The sequence below is a fragment of the Grimontia hollisae CIP 101886 genome, from assembly GCF_000176515.1.
Taxonomy (GTDB): Bacteria; Pseudomonadota; Gammaproteobacteria; order Enterobacterales; family Vibrionaceae; genus Enterovibrio; species Enterovibrio hollisae.
Map to the genome: position 1 here is coordinate 160,690 of NZ_ADAQ01000010.1, position 20,205 is coordinate 180,894.

The 20,205-nt window shown below is 46.7% G+C and carries 18 protein-coding genes; 9 read left to right on the plus strand and 9 right to left on the minus strand.

All coding sequences use genetic code 11. The features are described 5' to 3' along the window. Positions 1–55: 55 nt before the first annotated feature. Positions 56–403 (minus strand): helix-turn-helix domain-containing protein, encoded by a 348-nt coding sequence (locus VHA_RS05500; protein WP_005502594.1) that lies wholly within the window; start codon positions 401–403, stop codon positions 56–58. Between the two features lie 165 nt (positions 404–568). Between VHA_RS05500 and VHA_RS05505 the strand changes: the two genes are divergently transcribed. Continuing rightward, the gene (locus tag VHA_RS05505; RefSeq protein ID WP_005502595.1) at positions 569–775 is read left to right on the plus strand and encodes a DUF3283 family protein; all 207 of its coding nucleotides are present in this window, start codon (positions 569–571) and stop codon (positions 773–775) included. Positions 776–805: 30 nt separating this feature from the next. On the opposite strand, the gene VHA_RS05510 is transcribed toward VHA_RS05505, so the two are convergent. The 5 genes from VHA_RS05510 to VHA_RS05530 form a co-directional block, all read right to left on the minus strand. Next, positions 806–1,474 carry a methyltransferase domain-containing protein gene (locus tag VHA_RS05510; RefSeq protein ID WP_005502597.1) on the minus strand — a complete coding sequence of 223 codons (669 nt, stop codon included), beginning with the start codon at positions 1,472–1,474 and terminating at the stop codon, positions 806–808. Between the two features lie 211 nt (positions 1,475–1,685). Then, on the minus strand, positions 1,686–3,299 hold the full coding sequence (locus tag VHA_RS05515; protein ID WP_040528275.1) for a GGDEF domain-containing protein: 1,614 nt from the start codon (positions 3,297–3,299) through the stop codon (positions 1,686–1,688). 179 nt (positions 3,300–3,478) lie between these two features. Next, positions 3,479–4,147 carry a cupin domain-containing protein gene (locus tag VHA_RS05520; protein WP_040528277.1) on the minus strand — a complete coding sequence of 223 codons (669 nt, stop codon included), beginning with the start codon at positions 4,145–4,147 and terminating at the stop codon, positions 3,479–3,481. A gap of 285 nt (positions 4,148–4,432) precedes the next feature. After that, positions 4,433–6,289, minus strand: a complete 1,857-nt coding sequence (locus tag VHA_RS05525) for a DEAD/DEAH box helicase (RefSeq protein WP_005502603.1) — start codon at positions 6,287–6,289, stop codon at positions 4,433–4,435. 269 nt (positions 6,290–6,558) lie between these two features. Continuing rightward, complete coding sequence (locus VHA_RS05530) at positions 6,559–8,223, minus strand: GGDEF domain-containing protein (RefSeq protein ID WP_040528278.1); 1,665 nt, start codon at positions 8,221–8,223, stop codon at positions 6,559–6,561. 251 nt (positions 8,224–8,474) lie between these two features. Here VHA_RS05530 and VHA_RS05535 point away from each other — a divergent pair, with 251 nt between their 5' ends. The 6 genes from VHA_RS05535 to VHA_RS05560 all read left to right on the plus strand — a co-directional run bounded on the left by VHA_RS05535 (position 8,475) and on the right by VHA_RS05560 (position 14,955). Beyond that, complete coding sequence (locus tag VHA_RS05535) at positions 8,475–10,472, plus strand: exoribonuclease II (RefSeq protein ID WP_005502607.1); 1,998 nt, start codon at positions 8,475–8,477, stop codon at positions 10,470–10,472. Between the two features lie 821 nt (positions 10,473–11,293). Next, positions 11,294–12,007: a dihydromonapterin reductase gene (folM, locus tag VHA_RS05540; RefSeq protein WP_040528279.1), complete on the plus strand. Its 714-nt coding sequence runs from the start codon at positions 11,294–11,296 to the stop codon at positions 12,005–12,007. Between the two features lie 34 nt (positions 12,008–12,041). Beyond that, a complete protein-coding gene (gene folX, locus VHA_RS05545; RefSeq protein ID WP_005502611.1) occupies positions 12,042–12,404 on the plus strand; it encodes a dihydroneopterin triphosphate 2'-epimerase in 363 nt (120 codons plus the stop codon). Positions 12,405–12,532: 128 nt separating this feature from the next. Next, positions 12,533–13,072: a cytochrome b gene (locus VHA_RS05550; protein ID WP_005502613.1), complete on the plus strand. Its 540-nt coding sequence runs from the start codon at positions 12,533–12,535 to the stop codon at positions 13,070–13,072. Beyond that, positions 13,069–13,638 carry a YceI family protein gene (locus tag VHA_RS05555; RefSeq protein WP_005502614.1) on the plus strand — a complete coding sequence of 190 codons (570 nt, stop codon included), beginning with the start codon at positions 13,069–13,071 and terminating at the stop codon, positions 13,636–13,638. Before VHA_RS05550 ends, VHA_RS05555 begins: the two co-directional genes overlap by 4 nt. A gap of 183 nt (positions 13,639–13,821) precedes the next feature. Then, the gene (locus VHA_RS05560; protein WP_005502618.1) at positions 13,822–14,955 is read left to right on the plus strand and encodes an amidohydrolase; all 1,134 of its coding nucleotides are present in this window, start codon (positions 13,822–13,824) and stop codon (positions 14,953–14,955) included. Between the two features lie 59 nt (positions 14,956–15,014). Here the strand turns inward: VHA_RS05560 and aroG are convergent, their stop codons facing one another. Both aroG and VHA_RS05570 read right to left on the minus strand, forming a co-directional pair. Beyond that, positions 15,015–16,079, minus strand: a complete 1,065-nt coding sequence (gene aroG, locus VHA_RS05565; protein WP_005502620.1) for a 3-deoxy-7-phosphoheptulonate synthase AroG — start codon at positions 16,077–16,079, stop codon at positions 15,015–15,017. Between the two features lie 152 nt (positions 16,080–16,231). Continuing rightward, entirely contained in the window at positions 16,232–17,725 is a 1,494-nt protein-coding gene (locus VHA_RS05570; RefSeq protein WP_005502623.1) for a cobyric acid synthase, read from the minus strand. Between the two features lie 251 nt (positions 17,726–17,976). Between VHA_RS05570 and VHA_RS05575 the strand changes: the two genes are divergently transcribed. Next, positions 17,977–18,528, plus strand: a complete 552-nt coding sequence (locus VHA_RS05575) for a hypothetical protein (RefSeq protein ID WP_005502625.1) — start codon at positions 17,977–17,979, stop codon at positions 18,526–18,528. Positions 18,529–18,589: 61 nt separating this feature from the next. Here the strand turns inward: VHA_RS05575 and VHA_RS05580 are convergent, their stop codons facing one another. Further along, the gene (locus VHA_RS05580) at positions 18,590–19,471 is read right to left on the minus strand and encodes an AraC family transcriptional regulator (protein WP_005502626.1); all 882 of its coding nucleotides are present in this window, start codon (positions 19,469–19,471) and stop codon (positions 18,590–18,592) included. A 266-nt stretch (positions 19,472–19,737) separates the two neighbouring features. Between VHA_RS05580 and VHA_RS05585 the strand changes: the two genes are divergently transcribed. After that, positions 19,738–20,202: a (2Fe-2S)-binding protein gene (locus VHA_RS05585; RefSeq protein ID WP_005502627.1), complete on the plus strand. Its 465-nt coding sequence runs from the start codon at positions 19,738–19,740 to the stop codon at positions 20,200–20,202. Positions 20,203–20,205: the final 3 nt, after the last annotated feature.

Here is a 20,205-nt window from a genome sequence, read left to right on the forward strand (position 1 = left end):
AACCCCACTGTCAGAGATCGGAATACAAAAGCCATCTCATCCCTTGGGATGGCTACTATAATTCTTTGACATATTCAATGAATACCTGATCACCGGAGTATTCCACTTTAGAGATATTGCCATCCACTGTCAGTGATGTCCGGATTGTAATCGGTCCACGATGTGTCACAGGTCGGTTTTTTTTCAGGCTGGGTAATGCACTTTCTGGATCCAGGCCCATTTCCTCACAAAAACGGAATACAAAATTCCGATCCATGGGTACATCGCCACGCATCGCTCTTGAAAAATCTAACTGACTTACACCTAATCGCTTGGCCATTTCAATTTGTGTGATCCGCAGTTTTGCCTTGTATGACATCCAGGCATCATAGAGTGATTGTCTGTCATGATAGGTAAATTCCATACTTTCCCGCCTCAGCACCTACCTGTGTAGAGCCCAATGGTACTGTCGAAGTACTTTCTCAATGTCAGCAAGGGGTAAGTACGGCGTTAACACTTGTCGAAACAGACGGTCTTCGCTATGTTATCGAGGCTTTGAGTTATCACCGAAACGACAAAGAGAGAAAGCATGAACCACAACCTCGCCCTATTACCGCCAGATGAAAAACAGAAAATAGAATTGGATAAACAGGCATCATTTTCTGTGTGGCAGGTAAAAAATGCGTTGGCAGATAAAAGCATTCTCACGCATCAGGCGAAAGAAATAACAGATGAGAATGAGCGTGCTCATTTCATTGAGTGTGTTGAGAAATATTCAAAAATGATGGGGCTATGAAGCCCCATTTTTATGCAAACGCCTTAGCATTTAGCGCTTGGTCAGTAAAGCAACGTATTTATTGCTGTCATCACAATAAACAATACGGCAGTTGAAACTCTTACTGTCTGCCACACACCTGAGCGTCGACATTCCAATGTCGAACCAAGGAACCTCCTCACTGACACTCCCATCAAACTCGAATGTCAAATGACGCGTGCGGTATCCTTCGTAGCGAAGGTTTTCAGAGCTCAGTATCAACCGTCCTCCCGGGTACAAATTCCGCTGAGCTAGGTTTAGAAAATGGAAGAAATTCCGGATGTCGCCTAGTTGACCAATGGCACCACGCAGTGCCAGCCAACTGAATGTCCGTTCAAACATCGGGTGTTGATCAAACAGGTGACCACAAACCACAGAGGGCACCCCTCGTTGGTGCATGATGGCACACGCGATCGGTGAACTATCGATGGATGTGACCTTGATGCCTTTTGCTGTCAGATAGAGGGAATGCTCTCCACTGCCTGCGCCAACATTCAACACACTACGACGGCAATAAGACAAAGCAATTCTGTCTGTCGCGACATCTGCCGGACAACGGAAAAAGTCGGATGTCGGGATCACGGAAGTACCGTTGCTCTCCCTGACTATCAGCTTTCCTGATTTATTGCCGTTGTAATAGCTGGCAAGTGCGGTACCGAATACCTCAACAACACTTTGCATGGACAATCCCCCTGTTATTCAACCAAGAGAATACGATGAAGTGTTACACTCGACTGTCTCATTTTCAAAATGACTTATCTGTATCAGAAAAAAGTCTGAGATGGTTTAGATTGTGCTGATTGAAACATGTCGCTATAGCAGCAAGAAATCATATAGTCATGTGTGATCTCTCATTGGCTTTTTCATGAAAAAATCATGTCAATTATTTGATCTAATGCTTTCGACTGAGTCGTGCTTTCTTTCGCTCTCGTTTATATTGGTACATGGTCTTGTCTGCTTCACTCAACCACTGCTCGGCCGACACTACCGTTTCTGACAATTCGATAGCCCCGAGGCTGATCGAAACATTTATTCCATCTGGTGAGTCTTCCCATTCAATGTCACACTTAAGGCGTTCAAGAATATGTGGTATTTCTGCCTTCGCAGTGTGGCGTAAAAGCACCACAAATTCATCGCCCCCAATACGGCCTGCCACATCAGAGTCCCGGATGTTTGCCGTCAGGTGATCAGCAATAGCAATCAATACCTTGTCACCTATTTCATGGCCGAATGAATCATTGATATCCTTGAAACCGTCTGCATCGATATACACCAGTACAGATGGATCTGTCGTTATTGTGTATTCTTTGTAGGCTTCCTGAATATCTGTCATGATCGCATGTCGCGACTTGATCCCTGTCAGAGAGTCAAACTCCACCAGTTCACGCAATTTCTTCGCCATCACAACCACAGTGTCACGCTGGTCAATTTCAGCAGTAATATCCGTCAGCGTCCCTACCCGGTAAATCAGATCACCGCTACCATCAAATACACAGTTGCCACTGTCACGGATATGCTTCACACGGCCATCGGTGAATAGAAGACGATAATTAATGTTCCAGGATCCCGTCGATGAGGAGAAGCGCGTGGTTTTCGCAAGTTCGCGTTCTGAAGGATGTACTTTCTGTAAGAATGCACAGGGGTCCCTGTAAAGCTTTTCGACGTTCTCTTCCCAAATGGTGTCATAGCGTTTGTTCACGTAGAAAAGATGCATCGGATCGGCGGCTGAAATCCACACCACAGAACTGACATTTTCGGCTATCGCCCTGAACCTGCGCTCTGAAGTAATGATCGCATCCTGCAGTTGCTTCTCTTCGTTGATGTCCAATACTGCAATCAAAAACTGTTGTTGATCGGTGTACTTACACACGATCGAAGAAACAAACGTTCTTACCCAAATATGGTGCCCGTTTTTATGCAAATACCGCTTGTCGACACGGTATTGGTTTCCCAAGCTTAACGTTAGATTTTCACGAAGTGGCTTTTCACGGTTGATATCAGAGTGGTGCGTTAAATCATACTCACTGTACTCAATGAGCACATCTTCTTCATAACCAAGCAGTGCAACAAATGCCGGGTTCACAGTGATGAACTGCCCTTTTCGATCAACGCGTACCATGCCCATAGGAAGACGCGCTAATAATGCTTCGTTAATATCATCGTCTTGTTGATAGAGCGTGAATACCGCCACAAACATATTGCTGGAAACCGTGCTGATGAGGCTCACCTTCAGTACATAAATGTTCTTGTTGTGAGCAAGCCGCACCAACTTGGTAAAAGGTTCATATTCAGGGGTGTTCAACACCACCTCAAAATACTGGATTGTTTCGTGCCAGATGCTGGCGTTTAGGTAGCCATCAATATGCTTTTCTCCCTCACGAAGACGAAAAAGCTGTCTGCACTCACGATTACTCTGTATGATCTCGCCAAGATCGTTGAGTAGAACCATGGGTACAGGTGCCAGTTCAAAAAACGGCATCTGAGGAAGGCTGTGCGTCTGAAACATCCGGGGTCGTCATATCCTGTGCCAATGAGGCATTTTCAAGAAAAAGCTCGAGCATCCGAGCTTCCCACTCACGCAACATACTAGCGATAAAAAGGGTCAACATCCGTCTCACTTTTACGCCGAGAACAAAAAACAGGTAAATATCGATATTTGGGCCAATTTCCTAGACAATACTTTGTTCACTTAGCCGATCCTGGATAAGGCAAATGACCCACTTTTACCCATAACAAGGTGTCTTCTTCTGCATAAGGATTGTATTCAAACATGTGCGGGTTTCGAATCCAGGTTCCGGCCCTATATCGCCCGTACTCATCTCGATACTCTCCCTCTAACACATACACCTCTTCCCCACAAAAATGAGAAATAGAAAAGAAATGCTGGCCCGCGGGCCACTTAATCAACGCAACCTGCTCCCCATTGAATTCATGCAAAGGCAACATTTTTAATCTGCCCTGCCCATCTATCCATCCTTCTTCACTACGTGTATTGATACGTACCATATGATGGTCATTAGCAGAAAACTGATGCAGTTTAACCAGTATGATGCACCCTACCTCACTGAATGGGGTATGGGTAAACCCGGGAGGATTACGGATGTAGGAGCCTGCGGGATAGTCACCGGTTTCATCAGAAAATACCCCTTCAAGAACGAGAATTTCCTCACCCAGTGGATGTTCATGAGAGATAAATCGACTTTTAGGGGAGTATTTAACAATGCTCGTGGCGTGACCACGCTCAGCCTCTTCACGCGACAGAGGCTTTCTGTAGACACCTTCAACGCGCGAAGGTTGCCAGTCCATATCGCAGGTATTGATAATCACCCGCTTATTAAACTGCATGTTCAGCATAAGACAGTCCTCAAACAGGGAAACGGCCTATATCCATGTCATGGAAAATGACATCCTGTACCACGAATACGTTCAAAACGCCCAGTTTCGGCTTGCTGTCTCAATAATATAGTAATCTCCCGAATACCATTACGTCCCAATCCTTGGAACAGCATTCATTGCTTTGGTAACGTCCAACACCGTATTACCTGTCGGATATTGTTACTATCAATTAAAATCCTTATAAAACAGACAGTAAAAAACCCGCACATGGCGGGTTTTGACGTTTATCTTCAGACGGTGAAATTAAGCCTCTGCATGACGGCGTTCGCCACGGAATGAGCGACGATCGCCGCTGCGATCACGGTCAAAACGACGACCTTTGTCACTGCGGTTACCACCACGTGGGCCACGGTCATCAAAGCGACGAGGACCACGATCACCGCCATTGCGGTCACCGCCGTTACGGCGACGTGGTGGTGCCATGTCAACATGCCCTTCAACCAGCTGTGCATCAGTGGCTTTCTGGCGAATACGCAGCTGTCTCAGTTGGCCCAGAATCTCTTTTGGCATTTTCTTCGGCAACTGGACGTAAGTGTGGCCTGTTGCCAGTTTGATAGAGCCGATGAATTGCTTCTCCAGACCTAACTCGTTCGCAATTGCACCAACAATATCTTTAACCTGTACGCCTTGATCACGACCAACTTGCAGTTGGTAAGTATCCCAGTCAGCAGCATTGTAACTACGGCGCTCACCACGCTCTGAACGCTCACGTGGAGCACGGTCATCACGACGTGAATCACGACGGCGGCTTTCACGCTCCATCGCCGCAATCAAAGGATCAGGGCCATTGTAGAACAGTGGGCGCTTGCCTTGCTGGCGTTGAAGCAACATGGCTGCCAATGTCGCAGTATCTACATCAATTTGCTCTTGCAATTTTTCGATAAGACCGACAAACGCTTCCAGGCTTTCTGATTCTTTCTGCTCGTGCAAATCTGCTGCCAGACGCGCCAAACGTGCCTCAGCCACTTTATCACGCAGTGGAAGCTGGATTTCTTCCATTCGGGTAGAGGTTACGCGCTCAATGGTACGCAGCATGCGGATTTGGTTAGTACGAACCAGCAGAATCGCTTTACCGGCACGTCCCGCACGACCAGTACGGCCAATACGGTGGATATATGACTCAACATCGAACGGAATGTCGTAGTTAAAGACGTGGGTAATACGTGGCACATCAAGGCCACGGGCCACAACGTCAGTCGCAACCAGAATATCGATAACACCACGTTTGATGTGCTCAACCGTACGCTCACGCAGAGACTGAGGAATATCACCATGCAGCGCAGCCGCTTTGAAGCCACGCGCACTCAACCAGTCAGCCAAGCGTTCAGTGTCCTGGCGGGTGCGTACGAATACAATCGATGCGTCAGTTTCTTCTGTTTCAAGCAGACGAGACATTGCTTCATCTTTTTCTACGCCTTTAACAACCCAAAACTGTTGTTCTACTTTCTCAACAGTACGGTTGCTGCCAGCAACATCAATACGTGCTGGTTCACGCAGGAAGCGATCAACGATTTCCTTCACCATTGGCGGCATGGTGGCAGAAAACAACACGCGCTGTGCAGATTCCGGCGCCTGCTCCATGATCCAAGTGACATCATCAACGAAGCCCATCTTGAGCATTTCGTCAGCTTCGTCCAATACGAAGGTATGCACTTCGTCCAATTGCAGACGCTCACGATTGATCAGATCTTTCACACGACCCGGCGTCCCCACAACAATGTGTGCACCGGCGCGCAGAGCACGCATTTGGTCAACGATAGACGCACCACCGTAGATTTCCAGCACCTTTAGACCATCAATTTTCTGGCCCAGCGCTTTCATTTCAGCAGCCACCTGAATCGCCAGTTCACGGGTTGGCGCCATCACGATAGCTTGTGGCTTACGTTGGCCCAGGTCCAGCTTGTTCAGCAGTGGAAGTGAAAACGCCGCCGTTTTACCGGTACCGGTTTGCGCTTTACCCAGTGCATCAACACCGGTCATAAGGAGGGGAATCGAGGCCGCTTGAATGGGCGTTGGTGAAACAAAACCGATTGCGTCAAGAGCGGAAAGGATGTTTTCAGCCAGATCTAACTGGCGAAATTCTGTAACAGTTTCTTGCATTGGGATCCCAATATATAAACAAAAGTAACGGGGCCCCTCTAACGGTTTCGCACTGTTATTTTTCACTGATACAGGGTCACCATCTAAGATTCGGTGACATCCTACTCTCTGTAACAGTATCTAACGCTACGGGCCTCGACAAATAAGGCGTGCATTCTGCGCCATTAAACCAAAAAAAGCCAGAAAAAATTGAACAAGTTCACAATTTTTTCTACGACTGATGGATTATTGACTGAAATGGGTCATTTCCGTACCATTTTGCTGTTATTTCAGTCAAGACAAACACGGTTCTGCCCCAGTTTTGCAGCTGTCGCTCTTAGTTGTTTAGCCCCTTTAAGCACTTTCTTGTTGTTGGAAAATAGAGAAACTGAATCTTGGGTTACCCCTACACTGATAGTAACACGCTGATAATGGATAGAATTCGTATTGGAAATATTCAGGTGGTAAACCGCGCGAACCATATTTTCAGAAATTTCGCGCAATACCAGAACATCATCATGCAACAGCAACATCGAGAATCGACCTGATCCGGCGTAACCCATCATGCCGGGCAGATGATGGAGGGTTGGGGACTCCAACACATCTGCGACTTTTTTCACCAGATTGATGGCAGCCATATTGCCACATAATTTTCGATAGCCGTGAAAGGCATCAATTTCTATCGAGATAGCCGCCACTTTCTGCTTGGTTTTCCGGGCTTGTTTTACCAAACCTGGTATTGCAATCATCAGTGCCTGTTGGTTTGGTAAACCCGTTTCTTTATCGCTGGTGTTCATCCAACGTTCAACCTGCTTTTTAGTAAACAGTTTTTGCTTCAGTGTTTTCAGCTCACTCACGTGACGGCTGTTAACATCCAGCAACTCTTCAAAACGCGCTTTTGCCGTCTCCGTTTCACGCAACTTAACGATTTTCTGGCAAACAGAAGCAGCCAACAGTTTAATAGCTTCTTTCTTTGGCTCATCAAGCGGGGTTTTATAGAGCAGGTTGTCACCGGCTATCCAACCAATACACTCATCGACGTTCCACATCGCCATCATGACGTTCCAGCCAACCCCGACCTGCTCAGTACCAAAGTAAAGCGGCACATTCTCCTTAACGATAAGCTCATTCTTTTTAGTAAAGGCTTCTTCCATAAATAGGGTATTGGGCATTTCCTGACAAAACTCAGAGCGATCAACAACATTGCCATGAGGATCTGTACCCCAGGTTCCCCACATCTTTTGGGCTTCCAAATCACAGAGGAATATTCCCATGCGGTCAACTTGTAAGCGATCACGTCCCAGCTCAACTGCAATACGGCACAGGGAATGAATCGTTGTCGCTTTGGTAAAACGAAGGGATATTTCGTGCAGATTTTTCAGGTATGCCAGTTGAGAAGCCAATGTGTGGTTGTTTAAAGCGAGATTGAGTTCACTCCGGCGACTACAGGTAGTTTGCTGACTTAACCGGTGTGCGAGCACTTTGCATTTCATGTGAGCATCAACATTTTTTAGCAGCCATTTGAAGTGCTCCGGTTTGAACCTGCGCTGCAACATTGTCGTTTCTGACTCTATCAACAGGTAACCCAACCTTTCTTCCCCTTTATACAGGGGAATGACTGCATGTTCCCATTGGTCATCGTTTTGTTGCCAGTCTGCGTTAAAAGGTAACCCAGATATAAACGAAAATTGCTCCCTGCGCTGGCACGCCAGACGTGCCCAATCAATGTAATAGCCACTGTACTCTTCGGTAGGCTTAAAAGAAGGGTAAAAGCTGAAAACAGACTGAGTTTGGCTGGCTGCCAGTTTGAGTTCATCCTCTATCCATACAAAAAGCGCAATATTTTCAATATTATTCTGACGATCCAGCCGACGAAAAATATCCTCGCACCATTTTTCAAACGTGCTGTTGGACTCCTCGAGTGCATACGTTTTAAGTGCTTCAGAACTTTCCATAAACAACCCACTTCATCCCTGTGTTGACTGCGCCTCATTTTGTCATTGTTACGACATTTGGCATTCACGCTCCCTTAACTTTGGGATGTATATTGATGTTTTTATTCTGTTTCAATACGTAGCTTCTCAGTTTTCTCTCCCCCTTATCCAAGTACGCAGCCACTGACGACACACAGGATTAATGTGTGACTGCTTGGTTTTGACGGTGTGAATCCGTATAGTGTGTGGGTTCACAATCTGAGACCAGGCTAATGTTTCAAGACAATCCATTACTCGCACAATTAAAACAGCAAATCAAAGAGACCATTCCAAAAAAAGAAGGCTCAATCAAAGCAACAGAAAAAGGCTTTGGCTTCCTCGAGGTCGACAGTAAAACAAGCTACTTCATCCCCCCTGCATACATGAAAAAAGTGATGCACGGGGACAAAGTCGTCGCGCTTATCCGCACCGAAAATGACAAAGAAGTCGCTGAACCTGACGAGCTGCTGGAGCAGTCAATCGATCGTTTTATTGGCCGTGTGAAAATGATCCGCAACAAGCTGAATGTGGTGCCGGATAACCCTCAGCTGAAAGACGCCATTCGTGCAAAAACTAAAAAAGGATTGAGTCATGATGCACTTGCCGAAGGCGATTGGGTGGTCGCAACACTCATTCAGCATCCACTGAAGGGTGACAATAACTTTTTCTGTGAAATCAGTGAAAAAATCACGGATGCCAACGACAAGATCGCCCCTTGGTGGGTGACGTTAGCCAAGCACAATCTTCCAAACCAGGAACCAGCCCCTCAATCCGGCTGGGAAATGTTGGATGAATCGCTGACTCGTGAAGACCTAACAGGACTGCCATTCATTACTATCGACAGTGAATCGACCAAAGATATGGACGATGCCTTGCACACGGTTGCTAATGCCGATGGCACATTTACACTGACAATAGCAATTGCCGATCCGACAGCGTATGTCGCACAAGGCACTGACCTGGATAAAGAAGCGCGCGCGCGTGGCTTTACGATTTACCTGCCAGGTCGCAATATTCCCATGCTCCCACGTGAGCTGAGTGACGATCTTTGCTCGCTGCGCGAAGAAGAAATACGCCCGGCCCTGTGTTGCCGTGTTACTGTGCTTGCTGACGGCACGATTGCAGATGATGCAACATTCTTTGCTGCCACAATCAAATCACAGGGTCGTCTGGCTTATGATAATGTTTCCGATCTTCTGGAAACCGGTCGCTGTGACAAATGGACACCTTCAGAGGTGATTGCCGAACAAATCAATGCACTTCACGGTTTGGCGAAAGCACGTATTGCTTGGCGTGAAGCCAATGCGGTGACGTTTCCTGACCGCCCCGACTACCGTTTCGAGTTGAGTGAAGACAACGACGTTATCGCCATTCACGTTGACTTCCGCCGTATCGCCAACCGTATGGTTGAAGAAGCGATGATCACAGCCAACATCTGCGCCGGCCGAACATTGCGCGAACACTTTGGCTTCGGTGTTTTCAACACTCACTCGGGGTTTGCGCCAGAGAAAATCGTAGATGCGGTTGAATTGCTCAACAGTCATGGCGGTGAAGTGACTGCCGAAGCCCTAGCAACACTTGACGGTTTCAGTGCATTGAGACGCTGGTTGAATGAACAGGAAACAACGTATCTAGATAACCGTATCCGCAAGTACCAATCCTACAGTGAAATAGGGAACACTCCTGCACCTCACTTCGCAATGGGTTTGGACGTTTACGCAACCTGGACATCACCAATCCGTAAATACGGGGATATGGTTAACCACCGCTTGCTCAAAGCGATTATCCGTGGCGAAAATTCAGCACAGACACCCGATGAAACGATCGGTGAAGAACTCGCCCTGCACCGCAAACACCATCGTATGGCGGAACGTGATGTCGCAGATTGGCTGTATGTCCGGCTGCTAAAAGATAGCGTAGAAGCAAAAACCACGTTCACGGCAGAGATCTTCGATATTAACCGTGCGGGCATGCGTGTGCGACTGTTGGAAAATGGCGCAATGGCCTTCATTCCCGCACCAATGATTGTTGATAACAAGGATCGTATCGAATGTAATGGCGATCTCGGCACCATCTCTGTCGATGGCACGACAGAATTCCAGTTAGGCGATACTATCGAAGTAGTGCTAATAGACGTGAAGGAGCCTACCCGCTCTATCATTGGTAAGCCCACCCGTGAATTTGCGGTCATCGCTGAAAAAGCAGGAGAAGCGGAAGAAAAAAGCAAATAATTCCAGCTCATCTAAAAAGCCAGACAAACGTCTGGCTTTTTTTGTTTTTAGCTATCATCAGGCAATAAAAAACCCGGACCATGGAAGCCGGGTATGTGGTTACTTTGTTTGACTTTTCACGCAGCAAGCGAGAGTAAAGTCCAGCTATGCAGTAACGCCAAAAATTGGACCAATCATTAGGATGTCGGCGGCCAAACCAATGCCTTATGATTGTTTGATGTCCAAAGGGTTTGTGGATACAAACCTTATTATTATAAGACGAATTCTATTAATTTTTGCTTAACCGCGGATGAACCAAGGCATAAGCATATTAATACGATATTATCGTCAAATTTGTCTTTACTCGCAATTTAAAACTTCGCTCAGCCCAAAACACAAAGAAACCTGTGACAAAAATCTCAAAAACACATCTTAACTATAAAAAATTGTCAACAAAATGAAGACCGATTGTTTCCAATAACATTTTTCATTCAATGCGTTACATTCAGTGTAGTTAGCAACCTTCGGTATACCAAATTAGGTGGTCGATACAATGGAAAGGCCCCCTATCGCTTTGGTAACGTTTCCCTCTAAAGGCATGAATTACTCAGTGTTCACCTAACAGACGTTTGCGGCGATTTTCAAACACATGCAGCCAAGGACAACCCACCCTAACCGCTTTTTAAGTTATACCCACAACCTAACGTGTTTTTGCATCCAACCTCCACACAGCGTTCTGCTAGTATCTAACATACTGATTTTTATATTTATGCCGACGCTACCAGAATGATCGTTTATCTGTCATATTCGTAACATGCATGCAAAGACCTAAAGAGAATGATATGACTGAAAAGACAATTGTAATCACCGGGGCCGGACAAAGAATTGGACTTGCGCTCGCGATCCATTTTCAGCAGCAAGGCTATGGTGTGATCGCCTCCTACCGTTCAGAGAAACCGGGCGTAAACATACTAAGGGAAGCAGGTGTGACGTGCATTCAGGCAGATTTTTCCACGGATAAAGCAATCCATGATTTCGCCCGTGAACTTGCCGCGCGTAATGTGATAATTCGGGCACTCATTCACAATGCATCAGACTGGAACGCGGAAAGCAAGACTGATGATTACGCCACCCTTCTGGATGCTATGATGCAAATCCATGTTAAAACGCCCTACCTATTGAACCTGGCCCTGGCACCCTTTATGGCAAAAGAAAGGCCTGCCGGATCTGATATCATTCACTTTACCGATTATGTCGTCCGCAAAGGCAGTGAAAAACATATTGCCTATGCAGCCAGCAAAGCCGCACTGGATAATCTGACCCTTTCCTTTGCCCAGAAATTAGCGCCAGCTGTTAAAGTGAACAGTATTGCCCCTGCCCTCATTATGTTTAATGAAAGGGATGATGAAACATACAGGGCAAAGGCATTGTCTAAATCTCTGATGGGGATTGCACCCGGTGAGCAGGAGGTGATTAATGCGGTCGAGTTTATCTTGAACAGTCGCTATATGACCGGACAGAGTATCAATCTGGACGGTGGCCGAGCACTCAAATAAGCCCGCTCTTATACCTACGTATGGAAACTACACTATGCAAAACGCCGTTATCAAAATTACCAATCTTCGTTTGCGCACCTATATTGGTTTCAACCCGGAGGAACAGCAGAAAAAACAAGACGTTGTACTCAATATAGAAATCCATTATCCGGGTCAGAAAGCCTGTATTAATGACAATGTTGAAGAAGCACTCAATTACAAGGTGATCACCAAGGCTATCATCGACCATGTTGAAAATGGCCGATTCCTTTTGTTAGAAAAATTGGTGTCGAGTGTCTTAGATATTGCACGTTCACACCATTGGGTAACGTATGCCAATGTCACTATCGACAAGCCTCACGCCCTACGTTTCGCGGATTCCGTATCACTCAGCCTGAGCTGGAAACAGGAAGAGTGACGCTTATTATACAAAGAGTGGGGTTCCATCAATTTTTTAGAATAAGTTGTTCAGTTGCATCTGGTTCACCTACATTTAATGATGATTATAATTCTCATCAACAATTAATGACAGGATACGGCTGAAACATGGAACACCCGAGGCAATATAATGCTGTTCTTCGCATCATTCACTGGCTAACAACTATTGTGGTCGTCGGCTTGTTTGCCGTCGGTTTGTGGATGGTTGACCTGACTTATTACAGTAATTGGTATAAAACGGCCCCTTATTGGCATAAGTCTATCGGCATTCTCCTTGCTGCCCTCACTGTTTTCAGGCTAATTTGGCGCACACTGAAAGGCACACCAGCGATTGAAGGAAACCGGCTTGAAAAAGCAGGGGCCCATGCCGCGCACTACCTGATTTATGTTCTTCTGTTTTTAATTTTTATATCCGGCTATTTGATTTCTACGTCTGACGGCAGAGCTATTGACGTTTTCACCTGGTTTTCAGTGCCTGCACTCGGTGAATTGTTTCCAAACCAGTCTGACATTGCCGGTACCATTCACTACTATGCTGCATTTGTGCTTATCGGATTAGCCATTTTGCATGCTGCAGCGGCACTAAAGCACCACTTCATCAATAAAGACAATACATTACGGAAAATGCTTGGAGATAAATCGCTATGAAAAAGACACTTGTTGCTCTGGGACTCGCTGCGGCAACCCTGTTGCCAACCATGGCTTCAGCAGATGGCTATGTCATCGACACAAAAGGAGCACATGCATCCATCAACTTCAAAGTACCACATCTGGGCTACAGCTTTATCAAAGGCCGTTTTAATAACTTTGAGGGCGAATTCTCCTACGATCCAGCGAAAGTGACCGACTCAAGCGTGGTTGTGACTGTCGACACCACAAGCCTGGATTCAAACCATGCAGAGCGTGATAAGCACTTACGCAGTGGTGATTTTATCAACGCATCCAAGTTTTCTTCTGCGACGTTCAAGAGCACGTCGGTTGAAGAAAACAGCGATGGCACACTGACCATCAATGGAGACCTGACACTGCACGGTAAAACGCATCCAATCTCCATTGCCGCTAACTTTATCGGCGCGGGCGAAGACCCGTGGGGCGGCTACCGCGCAGGTTTTGAAGGCACAACACGTATCGAACTGAAAGACTATGATATCGCGGTTATGGGGGCATCAAGCTATGTGGACCTAGAGCTGCATATTGAAGGTGTTCGTAAGTAATCTATAGACACTTCACTGCATTAAGTGGCAAGCACTAGCTTGCCATTTTTCTTTCATCAGACGCACAAGTCCTACCATTGACCACTCTGCTCCCTGACTCCCTACAGTTTCGATCCCGATCACACAAATACCCTTAACCAGCACGTAGAGTGTGGAGCTTATTTCTGCGCGTATGGTGAAGCTATGTTCAACCCTATCCTGTTTCGTCACCAGTTGCATAAGATGCCAGAACTGTCTGGCTTAGAATGCAATACCGAAGAGGTTATTGCTAAAACACTGCGTGACTTTGGTTACATGCCATTAACAGGAATCGGTGGCCATGGCATTGTGGTTGATATTGATAGCGGTGAGCCGGGCCCGAACCTACTTTTCAGGGCAGATATTGATGCCTTACCGATACAAGAAATCTCATCACTCAGACATTGTTCTGTCAAAAACGGCATCATGCACGCTTGTGGCCACGATGGACATACTGCAAGTCTGATGGCGTTGGCACATCGCTTATCCTGTTCACCGCTTCAGCGGGGCCGGGTTACCCTGCTGTTTCAGCCCTCGGAAGAAAACGGTTTAGGCGCCAGAGCCATGCTGGACGACAACCGATGGTCACCGGGCCAAATTGACTATGCTTTCGGCTATCACAATGTGCCGGGCTTTCCTTTGGGCCAGATGCTATGTCGTGAAAACACTTTCTCCTGTGCATCTGCAGGTGTTGCGATCAAACTGGCAGGGAAAACAGCCCATGCCGCGTATTCAGAAACCGCCATCAACCCCACATCAGCCATTGCCGAATTAATACAATCTATCGAAACGTTACCCACATCTATCCCTCACAGTTTTACATTAGCGACCGTTGTTCACGTTAATCTGGGGCAACCGACATTTGGCACAACACCTGCAACAGGAATGCTGATGGCAACATTGCGAAGTGACAGAAATAAGTGCCTTAGCTTTGTTTGTAAAGAAGTGGAAAAGCAGGCCCGCCATGTTGCTGAGCGCGATGGTTTAGCATTGGCTATTGAGTGGTTCGACAGGTTCAATGCGACCATTAATCACAGCGAGGCAAACATGCTGTTAAGACAAGCGTGTAAAGATCTGGGCTTTGACCACACCGATTTAGATGTTCCTATGCGCTGGTCAGAAGATTTTGCTGAATATTCCCACACATGGCCATCTGCATTTTTCGGGTTAGGTAGTGGTGCAGCCCATCCCCCACTTCATGACCCCCAATATGATTTCCCCGATGCCTTGATTGATATATCAAGCAAAATTTTTGAACAAATCATCCGGAATATGAACGGGCTAAACATTGCCATTTAAACTAAAAAAGCCACCAACATAGCACCATGTTGGCGGCATTTTAATTAGAAACGTTTGTTTTATTTCTTCGTCGCGCGACGCTCCTGAACGGCATCAGCCAAAATGTTCAACACTTTCTCTGTATCTTCCCAGCCGATGCACGCATCAGTGATACTTTGTCCATAAGTCGTTGCTTTTCCATCCACCAAATCCTGACGGCCTTCCACCAGATTGCTTTCGATCATGACACCAAAAATAGCCTCATTACCGCCAGCGATCTGGTTCGCAACATCTTCGCCCACAACTAACTGGCGCTTGAACTGTTTGCTGCTGTTTGCGTGGCTAAAGTCAATCATCACCTTGTTGCGAAGATTTGCAGCATTCAGTTGCGCAGTCACATCAGAAACATGTTCTGCAGAATAGTTCGGCTCTTTCCCCCCGCGTAGAATAATATGGCAATCTTCATTCCCTGAGGTTTCCACAATGGCCGAATGACCAAACTTGGTCACTGACAGAAAGTGGTGTGAGGAACTCGCTGAACGAATAGCGTCTGTTGCAATTTTAATGTTGCCATCAGTGCCATTCTTAAAGCCCACAGGACAAGACAGACCCGAAGCCAACTCACGGTGAACCTGTGATTCCGTAGTACGTGCACCGATAGCCCCCCAGCTGATCAAGTCACCCATGTATTGCGGTGTGATCATGTCCAGAAACTCCCCCGCTGCAGGCAACCCCATATCAGTGATATCTAACAACAGCTTACGGCCAATACGCAAGCCATCATTCAGTTTGAAGCTGTCGTCCATATAAGGGTCGTTAATCAATCCCTTCCAACCCACAGTGGTGCGCGGTTTTTCAAAGTAAACGCGCATGACGATTTCCAGACGGTCGCTCAGCCGTTCACGGATCGCTTTGAGTTTTTTTCCATATTCCACTGCGGCTTCAGGGTCATGGATAGAGCATGGGCCAATAACCACCAGCAGTCGATCGTCTTTATCATTCAGAATATTGTGAATCGCCTGACGGGCGTTATACACTGTTTCAGACGCTCTTTCCGTTGCCGGAAATTTCTCCAATATGGCAATCGGCGGTAAAAGTTCTTTAATATTGCTAATTCGAACATCGTCTGTTTGATGGAAGCTCATTCATTCACCCTGCTACATGCTTTCCGCTACGCGTCAATGACACAGCGGCGCGTTTTCCCTACTTGTTTTGCAATTAACTTATCGCCAATTTCTATCAAGTGCAAATCTATTTTTACGCTTTCACGAAAATTAATATTCTTCACTTTTGTTGACTATTTCATATTACGTGCTACCGATGTAATATCCTTGATTAACGGCCACAATTTTTCCAAATCTAAGTGCGCTTCAAGCGTATCAGCCAACACATCCAGGCTTCTTTGTTTTTCTTTCGCTAAATCAATGTGTTTTGCATCAGATAAGCCTGCCCAATCCAAGATAAGCGCAAGGGCTTCTGGCGAATCAAACACCCCATGCCAATAGGTACCAAAGACATTATTGTCCGCATTAATGAGCCCATCACTCCCTTGATCGCACGTGATAGGTCTCACACCTTTTGCTGCCGTTACACCCATGTGAATCTCATATCCCGTGACTATGCTCACCTTGTTATTCAACGTGAGCTGCCCACATTTCTGGGTGAGCACTTTCTCTTTTTCTATGACTGTCGACGCATTCAGATATCCCAGTCCCTGGGCTTCATGCGTTCTTCCTTCGAGCCCCAGAGGATCAGCGATGCGTTTACCCAGCATTTGGTAACCGCCACATATCCCAATCACTTTTCCACCATAACGAAGATGCCTTTCTATCTGCCTGTCCCAACCATATTCGCGAAGGCTGTTGAGATCAGAAATCACGCTCTTGCTGCCGGGAATAATAATCAGGTCACAAGGCGGTATTGCCTGCCCTGGCGGAGCATACTGGAGATTCACCTGAGGATGGGCGCGCAATGCATCAAAATCCGTATGGTTGCTAATCCTTGGCAAAACAGGGACCACAACATTCAACACCTCTTTGTCTGTATCAATAGGCTGCTGACTGGTATCAACCGCATCTTCCGCATCGAGCATTAGCCCTTGCAAGTAAGGAATAACACCCAATACTGGTTTACCCGTCTTTTCCTCCAGCCACGCCAGTCCGGGTTCCAACAGCTTGATATCTCCCCTGAACCGGTTTATCACAAAGCCCACAACGCGATCTCTTTCTGACGGTGACAAGCAATCCAGCGTACCAACCAGATGCGCAAAGACACCGCCACGATCAATGTCTGCCACAATGATCACTGGCACATCCGCTTCTTCAGCAAACCCCATATTGGCGATGTCATTCTCCCGGAGATTGACTTCAGCAGGACTACCAGCCCCTTCAATCAACACACAGTCATATTCAGACGCCAGAATTGAAAAGGATTCCATAACTGGCGGCATGGCAAATGCCTTATAAGATTGGAAACCGATCGCATCCATGGCACCAACCGCTTTCCCCTGAACAATCACCTGGGCAGCACAATCTGAGCTTGGCTTCAACAAGATAGGATTCATGTGGACACTTGGTGCGATACCGCAGGCAAGTGCCTGAAAGGCCTGCGCCCTGCCGATTTCTCCCCCATCTTTTGTGACAGCACTGTTGAGTGCCATGTTTTGTGGTTTGAAAGGGGCAACCTTGACCCCCCGGCGGGCAAGTAAACGGCACAGCCCAGCGACAATAACGCTTTTACCGGCATCTGAAGTCGTACCCTGAACCATCAGCGCTTTTGAGGTAGATAACATGAAAATATTCCAAAGAAAGAATAGGAATATCCCCAGCAACCTGAAGGTATTGGTTTTCAGATTGTGTGGGGATAAACGTTGATCTGGACTGCAAAGATATCACAGCGATTACAAAAAAATGCTAAGCCAAGCATTTGAGAGTAATTAGTTTGTAATGATCGTCAAAGTTATTTGAATCGTTACTAAAGTTTTCGTGTAGCAAGCCATACACTTTCTCGTATCACATTCAAAAACTTGCTGCAGGGAACGCTGTGAAAAATTCAAGAACATCATGTGCCATCAACGTGATTGTTACCACACTGGGGTTGACGTCCGCTGCTGCTATGGCGACAAACTTTAATTACACCAACCTTGAAGTAGGTTTTACTGGCAACCCTTCTGGTCTTGGCGCAACGGGTCGGATGGCTTTCATGGATGGCGCGCATTTTATCGCCAATGCAAGCAGTCAGTTTGAAGGTGACTGGTTAGCATCTGGTGGTGTGGGGTTTCACGCACCTGTCAATGAGTTTATCGACATTCATGGTGATGCACGCGTTTATTCGGTGAAGTTTCCCGAAGACGATAAACATGATTGGGGTGATCTGGCTTATGGCGTAAATGTCGGCGCCAAAGCGTGGGTACTTCCCCAAATTGAAGCAAACCTGTTAGTCGGCCAAGTTGCATTTGATTCAGACGACACACGCTCAGTTGTCGAACTGGGTAGTCGATTCCATTCAACCGAGATCCTTTCTGTCGGGGCGACTTACCGCGCTAACGGCCTGTACAAAGAACAATTTTATTTTGATGTCCTGTTCAACTTTTAACGCCAAATACCGGACACCGTTTAACCATGCTGGAGCAGGCCTCTCACTCAGGCTGTTTTCTTTATTCTATGGTAGTGACCATGGTTCTGGCTTCACTTGGAGTCACGCCAAAATAGCGTTTAAATTCACGACTAAATTGAGACGGACTGCTGTAACCCACGCCATAACAGACTTCCGCAACCTGATACCCGACTGACAACATCGACCGTGCCTTGTGCAAGCGCAGAGACTTTACATACTGCATTGGGGAAACTGTTGTGACTTGCTTGAAATGATCATGCAAAGTGGAAGCACTCATTCCAGCGACACTTGCAATTTCTTCAATGGTAAGGTTTCGCTCAAAGTTCTGCTCAATATAGTGAACGACGGGAGCAATACGGTTCGCACCGGTATGATTGCTAACACAGTTGCGGAGCAGGCCGCCCCCAGGTCCTTTAAGCACTGCATAGTAAAGTTCACGACAAATCGACGGTGCCAGGATCTCCTTGTCCATTTCATCATTCAATAGCCCTAACAGACGGGAAGCGATATTGGATATCTCTGGCGTTATAGGCGCTGACTGTGTAAATCCGCTTTGAGGAGCAGAATACATCTCTTTTTGCCATCGCGTCATTTCCATCATCAATTGCCCAACCATCTGTTGGTCGATGTTCAGACTGAACCCCACATACGGGTGACTGTCAGTCACATCCAGTAGACTTGCTTCAACTGGCCGTGTCACCGAATTAATTAAATAGGAATCAGCGCTGTAAACATACGCTTGCTGACCCGTCGCGACACGTTTTTTGGCTTGCAGGACGAAGCATATGGACGGTTGCAATACGATGGGCATCAGAACAATCGGACTCTGGCTTGCGTACAGTTTTAAACCCGGAATATCCGTCTGCCATTTACCCGTCGCCTTTTCAAAAACGTTTCTTGCCAGTTCAGTTATAAAATCCATTGCTTATACATATGCCTCCTGGTTGCTTGAGTTTTCAACGCTCGTAGGATAATGACACTAAATAAGCATATAGATTGATACAGATTTGAAATTCCGGACTTTTAGGCAAGAACTCTGGAACATCTCGATAACATAACCCCTAAAAATACGCCCATAGTAACAATAACTGATACAAAGCAGGGGAAAAGGCCGGGTCTCATTTTTCCCTTTTTGTCGCAGTAAATTATGTCATTACGCTGCCGATTCAAGCCAGGAAGGAGACTACTATGAGCGTATCCGTCAATATTAACGGACAGGACTATGAGCTCGAAGTGCCCGCTGACACACCGCTACTTTGGGCACTTCGAGACAACCTTATGCTGACAGGAACCAAGTTTGGATGCGGCATCGCACAATGCGGAGCCTGCACGGTTCATATAGGTGGCCAACCGATTCGCTCCTGCGTAACCCCCGTCTCGGCGGTAGCAGGACAGAACATCACCACCATTGAAGGCATTGAATCAAAAGCAGCAAAAGCCATTCAGGCGGCATGGGAAGATATCCAGGTTCCCCAGTGCGGTTACTGTCAGTCAGGGCAAATCATGGCTGCCAGTGCTTTACTCACCAACAACCCAGCTCCGACTGATGCAGACATTGATGCAGCCATGAATGGCAATATCTGCCGTTGCGCGACCTATGTACGCATTCGTGAAGCGATTAAACAAGCCGCCACTGAACTGAAACAGGGATAGAAC

What these genes read in the sequence shown, in the direction of transcription:
- VHA_RS05550 (WP_005502613.1), top strand. Translation starts at nt 12,533, where the DNA reads ATGGAACACCCGAGGCAATATAATGCTGTTCTTCGCATCATTCACTGG.
- aroG (WP_005502620.1), bottom strand. Translation starts at nt 16,079, where the DNA reads ATGAGCTTCCATCAAACAGACGATGTTCGAATTAGCAATATTAAAGAA.
- VHA_RS05515 (WP_040528275.1), bottom strand. Translation starts at nt 3,299, where the DNA reads ATGTTTCAGACGCACAGCCTTCCTCAGATGCCGTTTTTTGAACTGGCA.
- VHA_RS05580 (WP_005502626.1), bottom strand. Translation starts at nt 19,471, where the DNA reads ATGGATTTTATAACTGAACTGGCAAGAAACGTTTTTGAAAAGGCGACG.
- VHA_RS05560 (WP_005502618.1), top strand. Translation starts at nt 13,822, where the DNA reads ATGTTCAACCCTATCCTGTTTCGTCACCAGTTGCATAAGATGCCAGAA.
- VHA_RS05520 (WP_040528277.1), bottom strand. Translation starts at nt 4,147, where the DNA reads ATGCTGAACATGCAGTTTAATAAGCGGGTGATTATCAATACCTGCGAT.
- VHA_RS05510 (WP_005502597.1), bottom strand. Translation starts at nt 1,474, where the DNA reads ATGCAAAGTGTTGTTGAGGTATTCGGTACCGCACTTGCCAGCTATTAC.
- VHA_RS05525 (WP_005502603.1), bottom strand. Translation starts at nt 6,289, where the DNA reads ATGCAAGAAACTGTTACAGAATTTCGCCAGTTAGATCTGGCTGAAAAC.
- VHA_RS05555 (WP_005502614.1), top strand. Translation starts at nt 13,069, where the DNA reads ATGAAAAAGACACTTGTTGCTCTGGGACTCGCTGCGGCAACCCTGTTG.
- VHA_RS05535 (WP_005502607.1), top strand. Translation starts at nt 8,475, where the DNA reads ATGTTTCAAGACAATCCATTACTCGCACAATTAAAACAGCAAATCAAA.
- VHA_RS05505 (WP_005502595.1), top strand. Translation starts at nt 569, where the DNA reads ATGAACCACAACCTCGCCCTATTACCGCCAGATGAAAAACAGAAAATA.
- folM (WP_040528279.1), top strand. Translation starts at nt 11,294, where the DNA reads ATGACTGAAAAGACAATTGTAATCACCGGGGCCGGACAAAGAATTGGA.
- folX (WP_005502611.1), top strand. Translation starts at nt 12,042, where the DNA reads ATGCAAAACGCCGTTATCAAAATTACCAATCTTCGTTTGCGCACCTAT.
- VHA_RS05500 (WP_005502594.1), bottom strand. Translation starts at nt 403, where the DNA reads ATGGAATTTACCTATCATGACAGACAATCACTCTATGATGCCTGGATG.
- VHA_RS05570 (WP_005502623.1), bottom strand. Translation starts at nt 17,725, where the DNA reads ATGTTATCTACCTCAAAAGCGCTGATGGTTCAGGGTACGACTTCAGAT.
- VHA_RS05530 (WP_040528278.1), bottom strand. Translation starts at nt 8,223, where the DNA reads ATGGAAAGTTCTGAAGCACTTAAAACGTATGCACTCGAGGAGTCCAAC.
- VHA_RS05585 (WP_005502627.1), top strand. Translation starts at nt 19,738, where the DNA reads ATGAGCGTATCCGTCAATATTAACGGACAGGACTATGAGCTCGAAGTG.